17 protein-coding genes are annotated in these 18,781 nt (G+C 52.4%); 9 read left to right on the top strand and 8 right to left on the bottom strand.

What is annotated here, in order from left to right; translation table 11 throughout:
- Window positions 1-6: 6 nt before the first annotated feature.
- The 3 genes from ADH68_RS09495 to ADH68_RS09485 all read right to left on the bottom strand — a co-directional run bounded on the left by ADH68_RS09495 (window position 7) and on the right by ADH68_RS09485 (window position 5,423).
- Complete coding sequence (locus tag ADH68_RS09495; RefSeq protein WP_068961022.1) at window positions 7-1,347, bottom strand: MFS transporter; 1,341 nt, start codon at window positions 1,345-1,347, stop codon at window positions 7-9.
- Between the two features lie 11 nt (window positions 1,348-1,358).
- Window positions 1,359-3,233 (bottom strand): TonB-dependent receptor plug domain-containing protein, encoded by a 1,875-nt coding sequence (locus tag ADH68_RS09490; RefSeq protein ID WP_068961023.1) that lies wholly within the window; start codon window positions 3,231-3,233, stop codon window positions 1,359-1,361.
- Between the two features lie 135 nt (window positions 3,234-3,368).
- Window positions 3,369-5,423 carry a TonB-dependent receptor gene (locus ADH68_RS09485; RefSeq protein ID WP_068961024.1) on the bottom strand — a complete coding sequence of 685 codons (2,055 nt, stop codon included), beginning with the start codon at window positions 5,421-5,423 and terminating at the stop codon, window positions 3,369-3,371.
- A 507-nt stretch (window positions 5,424-5,930) separates the two neighbouring features.
- Between ADH68_RS09485 and ADH68_RS09480 the strand changes: the two genes are divergently transcribed.
- The 4 genes from ADH68_RS09480 to ADH68_RS09465 are packed head-to-tail and all read left to right on the top strand — an operon-like array spanning window position 5,931 to window position 9,058.
- Window positions 5,931-6,899, top strand: a complete 969-nt coding sequence (locus ADH68_RS09480) for an energy-coupling factor ABC transporter permease (RefSeq protein WP_232321351.1) — start codon at window positions 5,931-5,933, stop codon at window positions 6,897-6,899.
- A 13-nt stretch (window positions 6,900-6,912) separates the two neighbouring features.
- Window positions 6,913-7,710, top strand: coding sequence for a cobalt ECF transporter T component CbiQ (cbiQ, locus tag ADH68_RS09475; RefSeq protein WP_068961026.1), 798 nt, complete (start codon window positions 6,913-6,915; stop codon window positions 7,708-7,710).
- Window positions 7,711-7,734: 24 nt separating this feature from the next.
- Entirely contained in the window at window positions 7,735-8,445 is a 711-nt protein-coding gene (locus tag ADH68_RS09470) for an energy-coupling factor ABC transporter ATP-binding protein (protein WP_068961027.1), read from the top strand.
- A gap of 13 nt (window positions 8,446-8,458) precedes the next feature.
- Window positions 8,459-9,058, top strand: a complete 600-nt coding sequence (locus ADH68_RS09465) for a class I SAM-dependent methyltransferase (RefSeq protein WP_068961028.1) — start codon at window positions 8,459-8,461, stop codon at window positions 9,056-9,058.
- Window positions 9,059-9,199: 141 nt separating this feature from the next.
- Here the strand turns inward: ADH68_RS09465 and queA are convergent, their stop codons facing one another.
- The 5 genes from queA to ADH68_RS09440 all read right to left on the bottom strand — a co-directional run bounded on the left by queA (window position 9,200) and on the right by ADH68_RS09440 (window position 13,179).
- On the bottom strand, window positions 9,200-10,252 hold the full coding sequence (gene queA / locus ADH68_RS09460; RefSeq protein WP_068961029.1) for a tRNA preQ1(34) S-adenosylmethionine ribosyltransferase-isomerase QueA: 1,053 nt from the start codon (window positions 10,250-10,252) through the stop codon (window positions 9,200-9,202).
- Window positions 10,253-10,306: 54 nt separating this feature from the next.
- On the bottom strand, window positions 10,307-11,026 hold the full coding sequence (gene truB / locus ADH68_RS09455) for a tRNA pseudouridine(55) synthase TruB (RefSeq protein WP_068961030.1): 720 nt from the start codon (window positions 11,024-11,026) through the stop codon (window positions 10,307-10,309).
- Between the two features lie 22 nt (window positions 11,027-11,048).
- Window positions 11,049-11,885 carry an undecaprenyl-diphosphate phosphatase gene (locus ADH68_RS09450; RefSeq protein WP_068961031.1) on the bottom strand — a complete coding sequence of 279 codons (837 nt, stop codon included), beginning with the start codon at window positions 11,883-11,885 and terminating at the stop codon, window positions 11,049-11,051.
- Window positions 11,886-11,961: 76 nt separating this feature from the next.
- Window positions 11,962-12,270, bottom strand: a complete 309-nt coding sequence (locus ADH68_RS09445) for a DUF3098 domain-containing protein (protein WP_084274049.1) — start codon at window positions 12,268-12,270, stop codon at window positions 11,962-11,964.
- Between the two features lie 36 nt (window positions 12,271-12,306).
- The gene (locus ADH68_RS09440) at window positions 12,307-13,179 is read right to left on the bottom strand and encodes a cell division protein FtsX (protein ID WP_133165704.1); all 873 of its coding nucleotides are present in this window, start codon (window positions 13,177-13,179) and stop codon (window positions 12,307-12,309) included.
- Window positions 13,180-13,457: 278 nt separating this feature from the next.
- On the opposite strand from ADH68_RS09440, the gene ADH68_RS09435 reads away from it, so the two are divergent.
- The 5 genes from ADH68_RS09435 (at window position 13,458) to ADH68_RS09415 (ending at window position 18,766) form a co-directional block, all read left to right on the top strand.
- Window positions 13,458-13,793 (top strand): hypothetical protein, encoded by a 336-nt coding sequence (locus ADH68_RS09435; protein ID WP_232321557.1) that lies wholly within the window; start codon window positions 13,458-13,460, stop codon window positions 13,791-13,793.
- Window positions 13,794-13,828: 35 nt separating this feature from the next.
- On the top strand, window positions 13,829-16,522 hold the full coding sequence (locus ADH68_RS09430) for a calcium-translocating P-type ATPase, PMCA-type (RefSeq protein WP_068961034.1): 2,694 nt from the start codon (window positions 13,829-13,831) through the stop codon (window positions 16,520-16,522).
- Between the two features lie 84 nt (window positions 16,523-16,606).
- Window positions 16,607-16,852: a hypothetical protein gene (locus ADH68_RS09425; RefSeq protein WP_068961035.1), complete on the top strand. Its 246-nt coding sequence runs from the start codon at window positions 16,607-16,609 to the stop codon at window positions 16,850-16,852.
- An 80-nt stretch (window positions 16,853-16,932) separates the two neighbouring features.
- Window positions 16,933-17,832: a 1-acyl-sn-glycerol-3-phosphate acyltransferase gene (locus ADH68_RS09420; RefSeq protein ID WP_068961036.1), complete on the top strand. Its 900-nt coding sequence runs from the start codon at window positions 16,933-16,935 to the stop codon at window positions 17,830-17,832.
- Window positions 17,801-18,766 carry a GNAT family N-acetyltransferase gene (locus ADH68_RS09415; protein ID WP_232321353.1) on the top strand — a complete coding sequence of 322 codons (966 nt, stop codon included), beginning with the start codon at window positions 17,801-17,803 and terminating at the stop codon, window positions 18,764-18,766. The genes ADH68_RS09420 and ADH68_RS09415 overlap by 32 nt, the downstream gene beginning before the upstream one ends.
- Window positions 18,767-18,781: the final 15 nt, after the last annotated feature.

Genomic DNA, 18,781 nt, shown 5'->3' with positions numbered 1-18,781 from the left:
TTCCGCCTAAGCACGGCAATCTCGGTCGCTTCCGCTTATCCTGAAGCATACCACAAACGCCACCAGCACAAGCATGCAGTAGCCGGAGAATATCCACCACACCGTGCTCCAGTCGCCCATGAAGTAGCGTTGACCGTCGGCCGCTATCTCCCATCGACAGAACCGGTTGACCACCCATCCGGCCACAATCATGCCTACCGACGCTCCCACGCCCTTTGTCATCATCATAAGGAGTCCCTGTGCAGCACTTCTGTCAGACGCAGGAGCCTGGCGGTCGATAAACAGCGCGCCGGCCACATTGAAGAAGTCGAACGCCACGCCATACACCAGCATCGCCCCGACTATCAGCCATATGCCTCGCCCCGTGTCGCCCATGGCAAACAGAGCGAAATTGGCAACCCATGCGAATATGGCCATCGCTACCGTGCGCTTTACCCCGGCACGCGCAAGCACACACCCCACCGGGAGAATCCACAGCGCCTCGGATATCTGCGAAAGCGACGAGAGCAATGTAGCGTTGCTCGCGCCAAAAGTGCCGGCAAACTCCGGCATGCCGCGGAAGTGGGTGAGGAATGGCGCCACATAGCCATTGTTGATCTGCAACGCCACACCTATAAGCATCGAAAAGAGGAAAAACGGCAACAGACGCGCATCGCCGAGCAGACGCAGCGACCCTACTACTGGCCACGTACGCCAGTCGCCGGATATAGTATTGCGTCGGCACACCGCCACCTCAGGCAAGCAGGCTGCATACACCGCAGTGACCACTCCTGTCACGCCGGCGGCGAAAAGCTGCATTACCGTATACTGAAAGCGCTGCATGGCATGCGGGCTGCTCTCAGACAGGGTAAAGCCCACGGCACTTCCGTCGGTCCAGATGGAGTTGACAGTCCACATTGCGGCCACGAATCCCACTGTGCCCCACACCCTTATCGAGGGGAATGCCCTCACGGGGTCAAGGCCACGGCTCTTGAGCAGGGCGAACGACACCGAGTTGCACAGCGCCACCGTTGGTATGAAAAACAGTTCCGACAGGGCGAAAAGTGTAAAAATCACAGCGAACCGCGGGTGGGGATGCGTGTAGCCGTAGTGCCATGTGAGCATCATCATCACCGCAGCCACGGCATGACACAGCCCCAGAAGCCTCTGGGCGGGGACAAACCTGTCGGCCACGGCGCCCATCAGTGCGGGCGCAAACAGGGCGGCAAAGCCACCTGCGGCGTAAAACCACGGTATGCCCGAGCCAAGCCCTGCCGCACCAAGATACTGCCCTAACGACACGAGATAGCATCCCCATACGGCAAACTGCAAAAAAGTGAGTATCGACAGTCTTGTCTTTATTCCCATAACCGAATTGGTCAAAAACGGAAGTCGACGCCTCCCATCATGGTGAATCCGGGCATCGGACATCCGTAGGTGATTTCGTAATGCTTGTTGTTGATATTGTCAAGTTTCAGAAAGAGGGTCACAGGGCCGTCGCTACGGTCGAGTGTATATGCTCCTCTGAGATTGACCATGGCATAGTCGCTCTTCTCGGGGCCACCTGTCAGCAGCCCCCATATGCTCACCGCCTCGGCCGAGAAATCCCACTGCCCAGGGGTATATCCCACTCGGGCGAACAACTTGTTTTTCGGAGCATAAAGCACCTCGGCGTCGGTGTGGAGATAACTGTAGTTGGCCATCACATGCCATCGGCTGTTGATAAGGTATGAGGCATCAATTTCGAATCCCTTGTTGATAAACCGACCCACATTCATGTTGCGTGGACGCCCGTCGACACGCTGTGTCTGTATCATATCCTTGCCGTCGATGAAGTAGAAGCTCACCCCCATGTCGAGATGACCGCCGAGAGCCTTCTGGCGCAACTCCACCTCATAGTTCCACAAGCGCTCTGGACGCAGGTCGGGATTGTGGGGAGGATAGAGATACAGCTCGCGCAGATTAGGCGCACGGAATCCCTTGCCCCATGAAAATTTGACCGACGAACCATCGGTAGGCTTGACGATGAAGCCGGCCTGAGGCACCCACACGTTGCCGTACTGCGAGGAGTGTTGCAGACGCACACCGGCGTTGACATCAAGTAGGTTGTCGAAAAATCCCTGCTGCACCATCACATATCCGGCAATCTCGTTTTCATACTCCTTGAATCTGTCGTCGCGCATGCCGGGGTCGGCTTTGGGCGAGTTCCACGTACTGCCTCCCCAGTGCACGAAATCGATTCCCGCCGATATGTCGCCCGCTTCCCAGGGATGTATGGTCTGAAAGGCCGTGACACCCATATTGTAGTCATGGGAGTGGAAGAGATAGTCGGTAGGCTCCTCTCCTACGCTCCAGCCATCGTCGACCGTATGCGCCCCCCAGCTTATATAGGCCTGCACGCCGCCGTTGGCAACGCCATAGTTGTCATGGACATACACAGAGGCGGTGCCGCGGAATATATCGGTCCACATGCTCTCAAGCGGCTCCTGAAGAGTGCCCGGATTGTGGGCCTTGGTCTGTGTCATGGTGACATTGGAGCCCACCTGCCAGTTGCGGTCTAAAGTATAGTACAGTTGCAGATACTCGTTTGCGAGCCAGAAGTCGCTCCCCTTGCGGTTGCCGTTGCTGCGGTCGAGCTGACCGGAGGCTGTGGCTCCGAAACGCCCCTTGCGGTATGATATCCCGGTACGGAACTTCTGTGTATTGAACGAGCCGAACATGGCCTGCCCGCGACCGTTTATGCCGTCGGCGACAGCACGCCTGGTGATGATGTTGACCGAGCCGCCCATGGCGTTTGAGCCATAGAGAAGCGACGAGGGTCCACGCACTATCTCGACACGCTCCACACCGTTGGCCACATAGGTGTCCGACAGGGCATGGCCGAACACTCCGGCCCACTGCGGCTGGCCGTCAATCATGAAAAGCACCTTATTGCCCTGCCCTACTCCACGGATGCTGACCGAACCTGCTGCGCCGCCCGACACTCCATAGCCGGCAAATCCGCGCTCGCTTACAAACAGACCCGGAACCTGATTCTGCAGCACCGGCAAGAGCGACGACTCGCCGCTCTTCTCTATGGTCGACGCCGTAACAGTAGTAACAGTGAGAGGCGTAAGCTCTACGGTGGTCTTATACGGAGCCGACACGACAACATCCTTAAGCGATACAGTATCATTCAACATGCTATCCGCAGCAATGGCAGTGACATCCCACATGCCGAACAATGTCATGGCGCAAACAACGACTTTATTCATACTAACTTTTTCTTGAATTTTGGCTGTCAGACTATAATCTGACATATAAATAATAAATGGGGTGCAAATGTACATATTTTTTATGTAACACGCATATATGCTCGCCACTCCGCGTGTATGTTAATAACCGTCTGTTCAGAAACGGTAAGACACAAATCCGCGTAATGCAAACGGAGTGCCCGGTGTGAAGCATATATCCGTCACGGGAGCATCATCGCCGGGTATCATGGTTTCGGTGGCAAACTGTGCCTCACGCCACTTCACATCAAACAGATTCTCCACAGCAGCTCCGAAAGTAAGTTTACCGATTGTGTATGAGGCATTGATATCGGTTATGCAATAGCCCTTGGCCGTGAGTGAATAGTCCTCATTTGCCGGACGGTTGCCGAGCCACCTGCAATGCACGCCGGCAGAGAAACGGTCGGTCTTGTATGTCAGTCCGGCAAGCAGGGTGTTGACGGGAGCGAGGGGTATATAGTCAGCCCCCGAAGGCTCCTCGGTCATGCGGGCATTGCTGTAGGTATAGTCGGCCTGGAAATAGAAATTCTTAAGAAACTCCCATCGCAAGCCCACATCCAGACCAAGTCGGCGGCTCTTCCCGGAAGGTTCCACGACAGCCTCATCGCCCACATAGACAAACTCCTGATTCATGTGCAGATACCAGCAGGCGGCATTCAGCATCACCGTAGGCACAGGCTTCCAGTGAATGCCAAGGTCGGCACCCCACGTCTCAGGAATAACATCCTTACCGTCGCGCACCACTACCACACGGGCATCGTTGCTGTGAAAGCCACGGCCACCTTTGGCATATAGCTGCACGGTGTTGCTCGGATTGTATATGATATTCAGTTTGGGACTTACAAAAGCCTGGCCGACACCGGGATCGGTATATTCGGCGGCAGTCTTCTCGGCATAATTGAAGTGGAACCAGTCGACACGTACCGACGGGTTTATCATCCAGTTGCCGAGATTTATCTCCACGCCTGCATAACCAAACAGATTGCTCTGCCCGATGTCGCCAAGGGAATATGTGCCGATTATCTCACGCTTTCGTGCGTGGTACAGGGCGATATCCCTGATGTCGTCGTATCTGAATCCGGCACCTCCTGCCCACCGCCACATACGGTCGCCGACATAGAACGTGTTGCTCAAATCGACATGCCCTCCACCGAGCATCCGCTTCTCCTTCTGGTTTATTTCATCCCAGTTGTAGGGGTCGTTAAGCTGAAATGTAAAATCGGAGAAGAGGTTGAACGTATAATATGAGAGATAGAACTCGCTGTTGACGATTGTGCCGTCGGACAGGTCGACATGGTGTAGAAACTGAAGATTTGTGCGCGACGTCGAGCCGCCCTCGCTTGCATCAAGCGCCCCAAACCACCCTATCATGCCATTGTCGACAGCACGCTCCGGTATCTGGCCCGAAGCGTTCCACGAACTGTTGAAGTGCGACAGGATTATATTGAACCTAGACGTCGAGTTCCACTTAGTATATTTGGCCATAGCATTCAGACGTTTGAAATGCTGCGGACTGTCAAAGAAGCCATTGTCGGTAAGGAAGGCGCCGGAGAAATACATGCTCTCGCTCCGATTGTTGATGAGCGACATCGACGCGCGGTAGCGCTGATAGTCGTGCATGCCGATTTCGACACCCACCTCGTTGGGCATTCGGTCGCGCGTCTTGAACGCCACATAACCGGCTGTGGCAAGGTCGCCTTTGGTCATATCGTAGGAGCCTTTGTCAAAATCAATCTTCTCTATCACCTCGGGTTGCAGAAAATGCAGGTCGGCATACCCCTGCCCGTGGGCATGGCTCACCATATTCACCGGCATCCCGTCGACCGACACGTTTATGTCGGTGCCATGGTCAAGGTCAAATCCACGCAGAAACATCTGTTCGGCCTTACCTCCGCCGGCATGCTGGGCTATGAACAATCCCGGCACCGAACGCAGTATCTCCTGCGATGATTTCACAGGGTTGGCGGCAAGGTCGACCCGGGAGACCTCGCTCAGATGGTTCACGCGTGCTACTACGTCGACATCCTTAAGCGAAACACGCATGGCTGCCGTATCCTGTTCCGCAGGCGAAACCTCGGCGGGATAATCTGCGGGCTCATGTGGCGCGGCAACCACTGCCGACGCACATCCGGCAAAAATGGCAGTAACAAGACTTCTCGATAAATCAATCATTAGAGCAATCAATTAATGTGTGTGCAGTGAATAAAATATAATGATGTAACACACCGAAGTATAAAATGTTTGCAACAGCCATCTCTAAGAGCTTGTTTAATAATAAATGTTGCCGTTAGGGTCGTATAGCTTGAGTCGATTTTCGACATGTGCCGAAGGAGTGTACTTTATGTACATGACTGAGGAACAGGACGAAAATCGACCAAGATATACGAGACAAAAGGTAACTTCATAACCGATACGATCTCTTGCATGCTTGTAAGATAAATGCAAAATATATCAACGATATGAAACAAATTACCTTCCTTCGGTCATTCACCGACATCTTTCCGCCCGTTCTTCGGTCGTTATGGAACCCCATAACTCCCTCATCACAAGCGAAAATCTGCTCGCCAACTGACCGCCCTAACGGTAACATTTATTATTAAACAAGCTCTAAACATATCCGCCGACGGCGATGTTTAATTAGGTAAATATAATACGTAATTCGACTCCAAAAAGATGCACATGGCTGATGCTTTGGTCTCGCCGGCGGTAGCAGGCGCGGCCGCAGCAGTGTCGGTGACGCTGCTTGCAGTGTCCGCACGAAAGATAAAGCGTGGGGACAGCGAAAATATCGTTCCACTCATGGGGGTGATGGGTGCATTTGTGTTTGCGGCACAGATGATCAACTTCACCATACCCGGCACAGGCTCAAGCGGACATATCGTAGGCGGCATACTCCTCGGCGCTATCCTCGGGCCTTGGGCGGCATTTCTGACACTCGCCTCGGTAATTGTGGTACAGTGTCTGATATTTGCTGACGGGGGACTGATGGCTCTCGGTTGCAACCTGCTCAACATGGGCGTATGCTCCACGCTAATAGCGTATCCCCTGGTATACCGGCCCATAGCGGGCGCAAGCACAAAGAGCTGGCGCATAGCGGCGGCAGCCATAACGGCTTCGGTTGTAGGACTGGAACTCGGAGCGCTGCTGGTCACGGCAGAGACCGAACTGTCAGGTGTCACCGCTCTGCCGACAGGACAATTCCTGACACTGATGAGCTCGATACACCTGCTTATCGGACTTGGCGAAGGGCTTGCCACAGCCGCCGTGCTATATTTTGTGAAACAGTATCAGCCATCGCTGCTTACCGACTACCGGAACGGCACGGGAGGTAAGACGGGCAGCTACCGCAAGGCAGCACTAATATTCCTGTCGATAGCGGCAGTGCTCGGTGTGGCATTCACATGGATAGCCTCGTCGTACCCCGACGGCCTTGAATGGTCGATAGCCAATATCGCAGGCGAAAACGGACTTGGCGCATCCGCAAGCGCAGTGGCACACACGATAGGCCACGTGCAGGAGGCCACATCGTTTCTTCCCGACTACGGAAGCACTTGGTCAGGGATAATAGGCTGCATAATCGTGGTGGCTCTGGTGTGGATTGTCTGCACGCTGGCCACCCGCAGGGCCCGTAGTGTAAAATCCAACTGATACCCACGCCACTATGACGGCTCTCGAAAAGGCATTGACCGAATTCCGCTCTGTTGAGCATACCGCACAGGGCAAGAGCGTGCTCCACTCGCTCGACCCACGTGCCAAGACCATCGTGACCGTCGTGTATATTGCCACTGTGCTTTCTATATCACTCGACTCCCTCCCAGCTCTGCTGCTCTTCTGGATATTTCCTATCATAGCAAGCGCAATGGGTGGAATCGGCTACGGTGAGGTAATGCACAAATCACTCTACACACTCCCTCTCATCGCATTCATAGGCATATTCAACCCCATGCTGCATCGCGAGCCTGTGCTCTATGCCGGAACTATAGCCATATCGCGCGGATGGGTGGAGTTCATCGCCATACTGCTGCGCGGATTATTCACCGTGCAGATGGTAATAGTGCTGATTATGACCACCGGATTCTACAAGGTGTGCCGCGGACTCAACCGCATTGGTGTGCCGGCTGTGTTCACCACCCAGATGCTCCTTGTATACCGCTATATCTACGTTCTGGTCGACGAGGCCATCGATATGGACCGCGCACGCAAGTCGCGTAGCTACGGCAAGAAAGGCTATAGGCTCAGGATGTGGGGCATATTCGTAGGGCAGTTGCTTATACGCACCGTAAACCGCGCACAGCGCATACATATGGCCATGCTGTCGCGCGGATTCTCCGGCGAGATACGTTCGGTTGCCCGTACTGAATGGCATAGCAGCGACACATGGTTTCTGATAGCGGCATGCGGGTGTATCATAGCATGCCGGCTTGTCGACATAGGAGCCATCATAAATATTCCGGCATGATAATATTCCTCAAAAGTATCTGCAATGAGCCACCATTACATAAAATTCGACCATGTGACATATACATATCCCAACGGTATGAAGGCCCTCGACGATGTGTCGTTTTACATCACACACGGAGAGAAAGTCGGGATTGTGGGTGCCAACGGTGCCGGCAAGTCTACCCTTATACTCCACACCAACGGGCTACTCACCCCCTCGGAGGGTAATGTGGTCATCGGCGATGTGCCGGTAACAAAACAGACTCTCCCGATAATACGCCGCACGGTGGGCATCGTGTTCCAGAATCCCGATGACCAGCTGTTCATGCCTACCGTAGAGGAGGATGTGGCTTTCGGACCTGTGAATATGAACCTCCCGGACGAAGAAATAAAGCGGAGAGTGAGAGACGCACTGAAAGAGGTGGGTGCATACGAGCTGCGCCAACGAGCCACATACGAGCTGTCGGGTGGCCAGAAGAGAAGCGTGGCGATAGCCGGAGTGCTGGCTATGGAGCCCGACGTACTGGTGCTCGACGAACCCTCAAGCAATCTCGACCCTCACGCCAGGCGACTGCTTCTCGACAGGCTGGCGGGCTTCACTCACACCTGTCTGATTGCGACACATGACCTCGATATGGTAAGGGAGCTGTGTCAGCGCACAATAGTCATGTCGCACGGCCACATACTCGCCGACGGACCGACTGCAACGATTTTCGAAAACCGCGACCTGCTTGAGCGCGGATGTTTGGTATAAACACACACCTATTATGGATGAACGCAATTTTTTCGACCGTCTGGCCCCTACATGGGACGCCAACGAGACTCTCTCTACTCCGGCACATGTACGCCACATTCTGTCACATGCCGGCATAAAGCGCGGCGACCGTGTGCTTGACCTCGGCACAGGCACAGGGGTGCTACTCCCCGCAATAGCCGAAATTACAGGCCCAGGCGGCTTCATAACAGCCGTGGATTACTCGACAGGGATGCTCGACATCGCGCGAAGCAAGTTTGCCGACCTTATTCCCCGACCGGAATTCAGATGCATGGATTTCGAGACAGAGACTATCCCGGGAGAATACGACCACATAATCCTCTACTGTGTATACCCCCACCTGCACACACCTGTCGACACACTCAAATGGCTGCGCGGGGTCAATCTGGCCGATGGTGGCACGATTACTGTGGCATTCCCCTCCGATGAGAAGTTCATCAATTCCATCCACCGCCACAAGCACTCCGAGAGCGACATACTGCCTCCCGCATCCGAGCTGGCGGCATGGCTACGTCTGAACGGGCTCAGCGCCGATGTAGCCGAATCCACTCATGACAACTACATAATCAACATCGCCAAAACGCCTTGCTGACTGATCGTGCTATCTGCCAATCCGGCATGTCAGCAGACACACGGCTCTGCCACCTCCGCATCACACCGATTAAGAGAGACGGTATGAATTATCACAGAAGCAACAGAGCCGTATATTATGTATCTATAAGTGTGACGACTGTCAATCGACAATGAGCATGGCATCGCCGTATGCTCCGAAGCGGTATTTCTCTTTGATGGCCTCGTCGTAGGCATACATCACCAGGTCGTAGCCCCCGAAAGCGCATACCATCATGAGCATGGTGGAGTACGGAAGATGGAAATTGCTCACCATAGCATTGGCCACTGTAAAATCGTAGGGAGGGAATATGAACTTGTTGGTCCAGCCGGCATATGTCTTCATATGACCGCCCATGCTTACAGCGCTCTCAATGCCGCGGAGCACGGATGTGCCTACCGCACACACATTGCGGTTCTCATCCTTTGCAGCGTTTACAATATCGACAAGCTCCTGGGTGACAACCATATCCTCTGAGTCCATGCGATGCTTGGTGAGGTCCTCCACGTCAATGTCGCGATAGTTGCCGAGACCGGAGTGGAGCGTAAGATATGCATCCTTCACCCCCTTGATTTCAAGACGCTTCAAAAGCTCGCGGCTGAAGTGCAGACCGGCGGCAGGAGCCACTACTGCACCCTCTTTCGCAGCGAATATACACTGATAGTCCTCGGCGTCCGACGGAAGCGACTCGCGCTTGATATATGGAGGCAGCGGAGTCATGCCAAGTTTATACAGAGCTTCCTTAAATTCCTCATGAGGCCCGTCGTAAAGGAAACGCAGTGTACGGCCACGCGAAGTGGTATTGTCGATTACTTCGGCCACCATCGACTCGTCGTCGCCGAAATACAGTTTATTGCCTATACGTATCTTGCGGGCGGGCTCTACAAGCACATCCCACAGCTTATGCTCCTCGTTGAGCTCTCTCAGCAGAAATACCTCAATCTTGGCGCCTGTCTTCTCCTTGTTGCCGATAAGTTTGGCCGGAAACACCTTGGTGTCGTTAAACACCATCACATCGCCGTCGTCGAAATAATTGATTATCTCTTTGAAAATACGATGTTCGATTTCACCTGTAGATTTATGTACAACCATCATACGCGCCTCATCGCGTACGGGAGTCGGCTCGGTGGCAATCAGTTCTTCGGGAAACTTGAATTTGAATTGTGAGAGTTTCATATTTATGGGGTGAGAGATTCAGAGGGACGAATCCCCTCTATTATATCTGTTACATTAATTCTCAGGAATGGAGTCATCATCCGATTCGATGACAACGGTATTCAGCAGCTCTACCGCCTGCGGCACTGTCAGACAATCGGATACCGACACATCGCCTACTCTGGTGCGGCGCAGGGCCGTAAGATGGCCTCCACTGCCTAAGGCGATTCCTATATCGCGGGCCAGAGCGCGGATATACGTACCCTTGCTGCACACTACCCTTACAGTGATGCTCTCGGGAGAAAACTCCATGAGCTCGATTTCGTCGATTACAAGCAATTTGGGACGTATCACTACCTCCTCGCCGCGTCGAGCCATCTTATAGGCCCGCTGGCCGTCGACCTTACATGCGGAAAACGCCGGAGGCACCTGCTCTATTGCGCCGGTAAATTTCTTCAACGTCTCCTCCACAAGTTCGCGGGTTATGTGGGACGTAGGGTAAGTGGCGTCAATCTCTGTCTCAAGGTCAAACGAAGGAGTGGTGGCGCCGAGCGCTATCGTAGCCACATATTCCTTTACATGAGCCTGCAGAGTGTCAATCTGCTTGGTTGCCTTTCCGGTACACACGAGCATTACCCCGGTAGCGAGCGGGTCAAGAGTGCCGGCATGGCCGACCTTAAGTTTCTTAATTTTCAAACGTCTCAGCAGCGTGCTTCTCAGGCGCTTCACCGCGTCAAACGAAGTCCAGCCATGAGGCTTGTCGATATATAGAATCTCGCCTTTTGTAAAATTCATATATGTATTAACGCAGGGGTTATTACCAGCACATGCACACGATGCCCATCACGGCGCAATACACGGCAAACCATACGAGCTTGCCCTTCTTGACGATGGAAATCATCCACTTGCAGGCGGCACATCCGACAAGAAACGCAGCCACAAATCCTACAATAATAGCTGTCAGTGAAATATCGGCGCCAGAAGCCTGAGTCACTGCGTCGGCGGCAGGAGCAATCATCTTCTTCATGTCAAGAAGTCCCTCTCCGAGGATAGGGATGATGACCATGAGGAATGAGAACGACGCCATCTTCTTGCGGTTGTCACCAAGGAGTATACCGGTAGCTATAGTGGTGCCCGAACGGCTCAGACCGGGAAGTACGGCCACAGCCTGGGCGCAACCTATCACGAATGCGTCAATCCATGTGATGTCGCGGCCCTCCGCGGTATGGCCAAGCAATGCCGGACGAGTGCGGAAGAAATAGGCAAAACACAGAAGCAGGGCTGTGACACACAGACACACGCCTACCACAAACAAATCGCCGCCAAAGAACGACTCTACAAAATCCTTGAAGCATAAGCCCACGATAGCCACCGGTATGCATGATACAAGTATCTTGCACACATAGTAGAAGTTATAGTCGCGCCTGATGGTGAAGAACGATACACACAACGGATAAAATTCGCGCCATAGCACAACGATAGTGCTAAGCACTGTAGCGACGTGGAGCATCACACTGAACTCAAGCGAAGAATCCGGATCGAGATCCAGACCAAGTATCTGCTTGAAAATTTCAAGATGTCCGCTGCTGCTTATAGGCAGATATTCGGACAATCCCTGCACTACGCCAAGAATAAGAGCGTCAAGCCAATCCATAAGTTGAATATAAATGGAGTTTTGATAAAAAAATACTACAGAGATGATTCATGAACAGAGACCGCAGGAGTCGGGATTACACCTCTTCTTCCCGGACATGAGAGGTCTTCGGACGCCATACTATAGCGACTGCCATAGCCACAAATCCAAGAAATGCGATTGTAGGTCCTACAACAATACGGCGAGTGGAGAAGATATCGGGATTGAACGCTTCGGTAGTGGTACTTCCGCCCAACATCAGACAGAACCCGAGCACAATCATTACAGCCGCCGCTATCATCATGATGAAATTGACACGCATCAGTGGGAACTGCGACGGAAACTCACGTTCGATAGCTGTGCCGGTATCGGCTCCGGGCTTTGTTGCAAAAGGCTTTGTTGCCATATCTTAAAGTTTTATTATTGCTGAATTAAATACGGGTTATTTAAACATGTCGTCGTACGACGCATATAGATAACGGTTGGTCGAGAACACTGATGCCACAAGGCATATAAGCATACCCGCCAGTACCACTCCGGCCAATACGACAGCTACCTCGTTCCATGTCACCAGCGATGAAATCACAGGATCGCCCGAGCCTATGGCCACGATGCCTCCTGCAAGTATCATATCCGCAATCAGTCCGGCAATCAGTCCGCTGATTACATTGCTGACAAGGAACGGTCGGCGTATGAACGCACCCGTAGCGCCTACAAGCGTCATTGTGTGTATGAGGAACCGTTGAGAGTATATATCAAGATGCACAGTGTTGTTGATAAGCGCAAGCGATATCACAAGCAATATCAGCGCCACCACTCCCAGCACCACAAACACCGCACGCAGATTGCGGTTGACATCGTCAATCATACGGGCATTGACCGTGACCTTCTTTACACCGGCCATTTTTGCCACAGGCTTTATGATAAGAGCAAGCGAGTCGGTAGCCGCATATTGTGGCCTTACCTTTACCTCAATCTCTCCATTAAACGGATTCACGCCAAGCACCTCCATGAGATCTTCACCGGTGTCCTGCTGCCATCGGGCCATAGCGTCGTCACTCGACCGATAGGCCACGCTCAAAGCATATGGAGATGAAGTCAACACCTGCTTGAGAGCATTGACCTCGGAAGTCTTGACGCTGTCGGAGAGCACTACATCAAAACCGACACTACTACGTATGCCGTCGGTCACCGTATGTGCGCCGATACCAAGCAGAGCTATCAAGCCGAGCAACAGCAATACCATCGCTACGCTCAGCGTAGCGGTCAACTGGGATGTGAATATAGGGATACCTTTGCGACCTTGTTGTCTCATAAATCAGATATCACAGCACACCGATAAGCGGCATACCGAAAATTCGCCACAAAATTAATACATAAAAAAGCCGATGTCAAGTATTTCACAAAAAATTCACATTCTCGCAACAATTACATATTGGGTGTATGTAAAGAATTGCATATTTTTGCACTTTCATAACTTATGGAACTACAATCAGAAACAGCATGTACACACAGAATCAGCCTCAGCTCCCTCAAGGGATAGTAAAAAAAGCAGTAATCGCAATAGTATGTATCGCCGTATTTATAGTGGCCATGCTTTTCATGGTGCCCTGGTACAATGTATGGCAACAGGAAATGGCCGGAAAGGCCGAATTCGCCAAAGCCGAGCAGAACCGCAAGATAAAAATCGAGGAAGCACGCGCCAATCTCGAAGCTGAAAAGCTGAACGCGCAGGCCGAGATAGAACGCGCAAAAGGCGCTGCCGAAGCCATACGCATAGAGAATGGATCGATAACACCCACATACATACAGTATCTTTGGGTACGACAGCAGTCTGACCTCAGCAACAAGACGGTAATATATGTGCCCACAGAAACCAATCTGCCCATACTCGAAGCGACACGTCCGATTCTTAATCAAGCCAATTGACACAACGACTCATCCACCCTGTGATTCACACTGACATGAATAACATCACTCACCCGAAAGGGCTTACAGACAATCAAGTAGAACAAAGCCGGCTCCAACATGGCATGAACATACTGACACCACCGGAGAAAACACCTCTGTGGCGACAGTTTCTCGACAAATTCAGCGACCCGCTTATAATAATATTGTGCGTGGCAGGAATCCTGTCGATAGGAATTTCAATATACGAATATACCATGCTCGACGAAGGGCCCGGCGTATTCTTCGAGCCTGTAGGCATATTCATAGCCATAATCCTCGCCACCGGACTCGCTTTTTTCTTCGAAGTAAAAGCCAACCGCGAGTTTGCCCTGCTCAACCAGGTCAACGACGATGAGCCGGTGCAAGTGATTCGCAACGGAAGCGCCACAACAGTGCCGCGTAAAGAGGTCGTTGTTGGCGACATCGTGATACTCAACACCGGCGAAGAGATACCGGCCGACGGAATATTGCTTGAAGCAGTGTCGATGAATGTCGACGAATCCACTCTCACCGGTGAGCCGGTTGCCCACAAGACCACAGACCCTGCTCAGTTTGACAAGGACGCCACATTCCCATCCGACCATGTGATGCGCGGCACAAAAGTTATGGAGGGACACGGCATGATGGAAGTATGCGCCGTCGGCGACCACACCGAAAACGGACGCGTGTTTGTAGCTTCCCAGATTGACAACTCGGTAAAGACTCCCCTCAACGAGCAACTTGATGGCCTTGGCAAACTCATAACCCGAGTGAGCTACACCATAGCCTCACTGGTGGTGATTGGAAGAACAATCATGTATTTCACTTCGCTGACAGCCGATTTTGAATGGATTCATTTCATAGCATACCTGCTACAGACATTCATGATTGCCGTCACGCTGGTGGTAGTGGCCGTACCCGAAGGGTTGCCCATGGCCGTGACTCTGTCGCTCGCCTACTCTATGCGCCGTATGCTCCGCACCAACAACCTCGTCAGGAAGATGCATGCATGCGAGACAATGGGCGCCACGACTGTGATATGCACCGACAAGACCGGCACCCTGACGCAGAATCGTATGCAGGTGGCCGACATCACTTTCTTCGGACTTGGAGAAAAGAGATTCGCCACCGACGCCCTCAGCCTTATCAGAGAGGGTATCGCCGTAAACTCTACCGCACTTCTCGACATGTCAGAGCCTCAGACACCAAAAGTGCTTGGCAATCCCACCGAAGGAGCCCTGCTGCTGTGGCTCAACAAGGCAGGCATCGATTTCACACAAATAAAGGAAAGCATGCGCGTCATCGCGGAAATTCCCTTCTCGACCGAGCGCAAATTCATGGCTACACTTGTGGAAAATCCCTCGGGAGAGCGCATGCTGCACGTAAAGGGAGCTCCGGAGATTGTCTATGACATGTGTACCGACTACCCTCTGACAGCCACACCCGACAATGTAAAACACATATTGTCGGAATACCAAAACCACGCCATGCGCACGCTGGCATTCGCATGTGCGAAAGTAGCCGACGGAGCCAACCCAATCGATGGCACCAGACTCGACACCTCGGGCCTGACATTCCTCGGCGTAGTGGCCATAGCCGACCCTGTCAGAACGGATGTTCCCGATGCTGTATCGGATGTAATCCGCGCTGGAATACAGATAAAAATAGTCACCGGCGATACCCCGGCCACCGCCAAGGAGATAGGCCGACAGATCGGCCTGTGGCAGTCATCCGACAACGAAAGCAACATAATAACAGGCCCGGAATTTGAGCAACTCTCCGACGAAGAATTGCGCCGGCGTGTCAAGAGCCTAAAGATAATAGCCCGCGCACGTCCGCTCGACAAAAAACGTCTCGTCGAGGCTCTTCAGGCCAATAATGAAGTGGTGGCAGTAACAGGCGACGGCACCAATGACGCCCCGGCACTGAAAAGCGCACATGTCGGACTGTCGATGGGCGACGGCACATCAGTGGCCAAGGAAGCCTCCGACATCACCATCGTCGACAACTCTTTCTCGTCAATCGGAAGAGCCGTGATGTGGGGTCGCTCTCTATATCGTAATATACAGCGATTTGTAATGTTCCAGATGACGGTAAACATCGTGGCCTGCCTCATTGTGCTTTCCGGGGCATTCATGGGTTTGCAGTCACCGCTTACCGTAACCCAGATGCTGTGGGTAAACCTGATTATGGATACATTCGCGGCCATGGCTCTCGCATCTCTGCCACCATCGGCATCAGTTATGGACGAGGCCCCGCGCCGGCGCACTGCGTTCATAATCAACCGCGCCATGTGGCAGAGTATAATAAGCACCGGCCTCCTGTTCTTCATATTCCTATTCGGACTAATGTGGTACATGGAGCATATCGACATCGACTCTCTGACCGATATTTTACATGCCGGATTCATACCTGACAACAAAGGCCTGGACCCTTACGAACTCAGTCTGTTCTTCACCACATTTGTCTTCCTGCAGTTCTGGAACATGTTTAATGCACGCGCATTCGCCACCGGACGTTCGGCACTGCATATGAAAGGGTGTGGAGGATTCATTGCTATAGCTGGCGCCATATTTGCCGGTCAGATTCTTATTATAGAAATCGGCGGCCAATTCTTCAACGTCGTACCCCTTAAGCTGACCGACTGGGTGATTATCATCACCACTACATCGTCGGTATTGTGGATTGGCGAACTGATTCGGCTGTTCCACAGCAAAAAGCACAACTGATTTATCATTTATTAACACAGCAGTACATCATAGTCGCCCACCCTCGGAAATACATTTGCAGTATCAATCTAAAATACTGCAAATATGGGCGCTATCCACACTTCCGACATAATTTATGCCACCCTCTCACAGCATGGGAGGGAAATCGCCGCCTATCGTTTCAGCGGCATGACCACAATGACCGATCTCCTGCGTCAGATTCGTAACGCTGCCGCAGGATGTATCGGCCTTGTGAATGTAAGGCTACGCAACAGCACCCAGGGCTGGACTCTCGCCCGCTCGCTTATGCTTGCGCCTACCGCCGCATCTGTGCAGTTATCGCTATTCTGACAGATACTCACTCGTGTGCGCACCCACACAAAATGCACGATGTTCTTTATGATATATCGGCAAATGAGTAACTTTGCGCCATGAATGTCCAGAATGAAGATTCAAAGGAGCCCACTACCGACTCGCTCCATGTCGACGTAGAAGCCGTTATAAACACCAGGCTTCCACGCTACAGGCGCTTTATTCCGCGGTGTGCCATCAACTGGCTGAAAAAAACCATCTGCCAGGATGAACTGAACGGAATCCTTGACCGTACAAAAGGTACACGCAATGCTCAGTTCTGCGGATCTGTATTGCGCGACCTCAATGTAAAATACACTACTGAAGGCACACTGCCCGACCCCGCCAAGCAAAAAGTGATAATCGTGTGCAACCACCCGCTTGGCGCTCTCGACGGAATCACAATGATACATTGGGCAGCCGCGACCTATGGACCCGACATACATTTCATAGTCAACGACATACTTACGGTCATCAAACCGCTGGAGGACATATTCCTGCCGGTAAATCTCTACGGACGCCAGTCGCGCCACTCCTCCACCGACATCGACGCCGTGTTCCGCAGCAACACCCCGATAATAATGTTTCCTGCCGGGCTGGTAAGTCGCAAACGCCGCAATGGAATAATCAGCGACCTGAAATGGCACAAAATGTTTGTCAATAAAGCCATTCAGTATGAACGCGATATAATTCCTGTATATTTTGATGCGCAGAATTCGCCGTTTTTTTATAATTTTGCAAAATTCCGCCTTAGAATCGGCCTGCGGTTCAATTTCGAGATGATGTATCTCCCTCGCGAGATATTCCGCAGCCGCAACGCATGCTTCAGGCTGGTTGTCGGCGACCCCATCGCATGGCAGTCGCTTGAAGGCGGACGGAAAGCCTCACGACAGGCGCAGAAAATAAAAAAGATATTATATAGTTTAAGCAATCAACCATTCCTACCTGATGATGACGACGACCAATCAGAATGTGATTGACCCTGTACCTGTAGAGCTCCTCGAAATGGAACTCACTCCCGACAGGCTGTTGCGCGACACCAACAAGGGTGGCAACAAGATATATATCATCGACGCCTTTTCGGCGCCCAACGTAATGCGCGAGGTCGGACGACTCAGAGAAATCGCCTTTCGTGCGGCCGGGGGCGGAACCGGCAAAGACTGTGATATCGATGAATTTGACACAATGGAGCCTCCATGCCGCCAACTGGTAGTGTGGGATCCGGAGGCCCGAGAGATAATCGGCGGATACCGCTTCATACCCGGCAACGAGATAAAGATGCGCCCCGACGGCATGCCTCGTATCGCCACAAGCCACATGTTCTCTTTCTCAGAGCGATTTCTGAAAGATTACCTACCTCATACAATCGAACTTGGCCGCTCATTTGTCAGACTTGAATATCAGACTACACGCGTAGGCGTAAAGGCACTGTATGCCCTCGACAATCTCTGGGACGGTCTCGGCGCGCTGACGGTAATATATCCCGACATGCGTTATCTCTTCGGTAAGGTGACCATGTATCCGAGCTACAATGCCGACTGCCGCAACATGATTCTGTATTTCCTTACAAAACACTTCCCTGACCCTGATCGTCTTGTGTGGCCCATGACCCCTCTTACCACACATATGGACAACGAGGCAATGCGCAAGCTCTTCATCCACGACACATTCAAGGATGACTATAAAATTCTCAACAAAGCCATCCGCGACCACGGATACAATATCCCTCCGTTGGTCAACGCATATATGAGTCTGTCGCCATCCATGAGAATGTTTGGGACCGCGATAAACGACGAGTTCGGCAACGTCGAGGAAAGCGGCATCTTCTTTGTTATCGACGAGATATTTGAGGAAAAAAAAGGACGACATATCGGCACCTTTATCCCCATAAATCCATCTCCGGAAGATAAGTAACGGCCATTACTTTAC

This window comes from Muribaculum intestinale, from assembly GCF_002201515.1.
Taxonomy (GTDB): Bacteria; Bacteroidota; Bacteroidia; order Bacteroidales; family Muribaculaceae; genus Muribaculum; species Muribaculum intestinale.
Note: the sequence above shows the minus strand (reverse complement) of the source record. Positions and strands in the feature narration are given on the sequence as shown.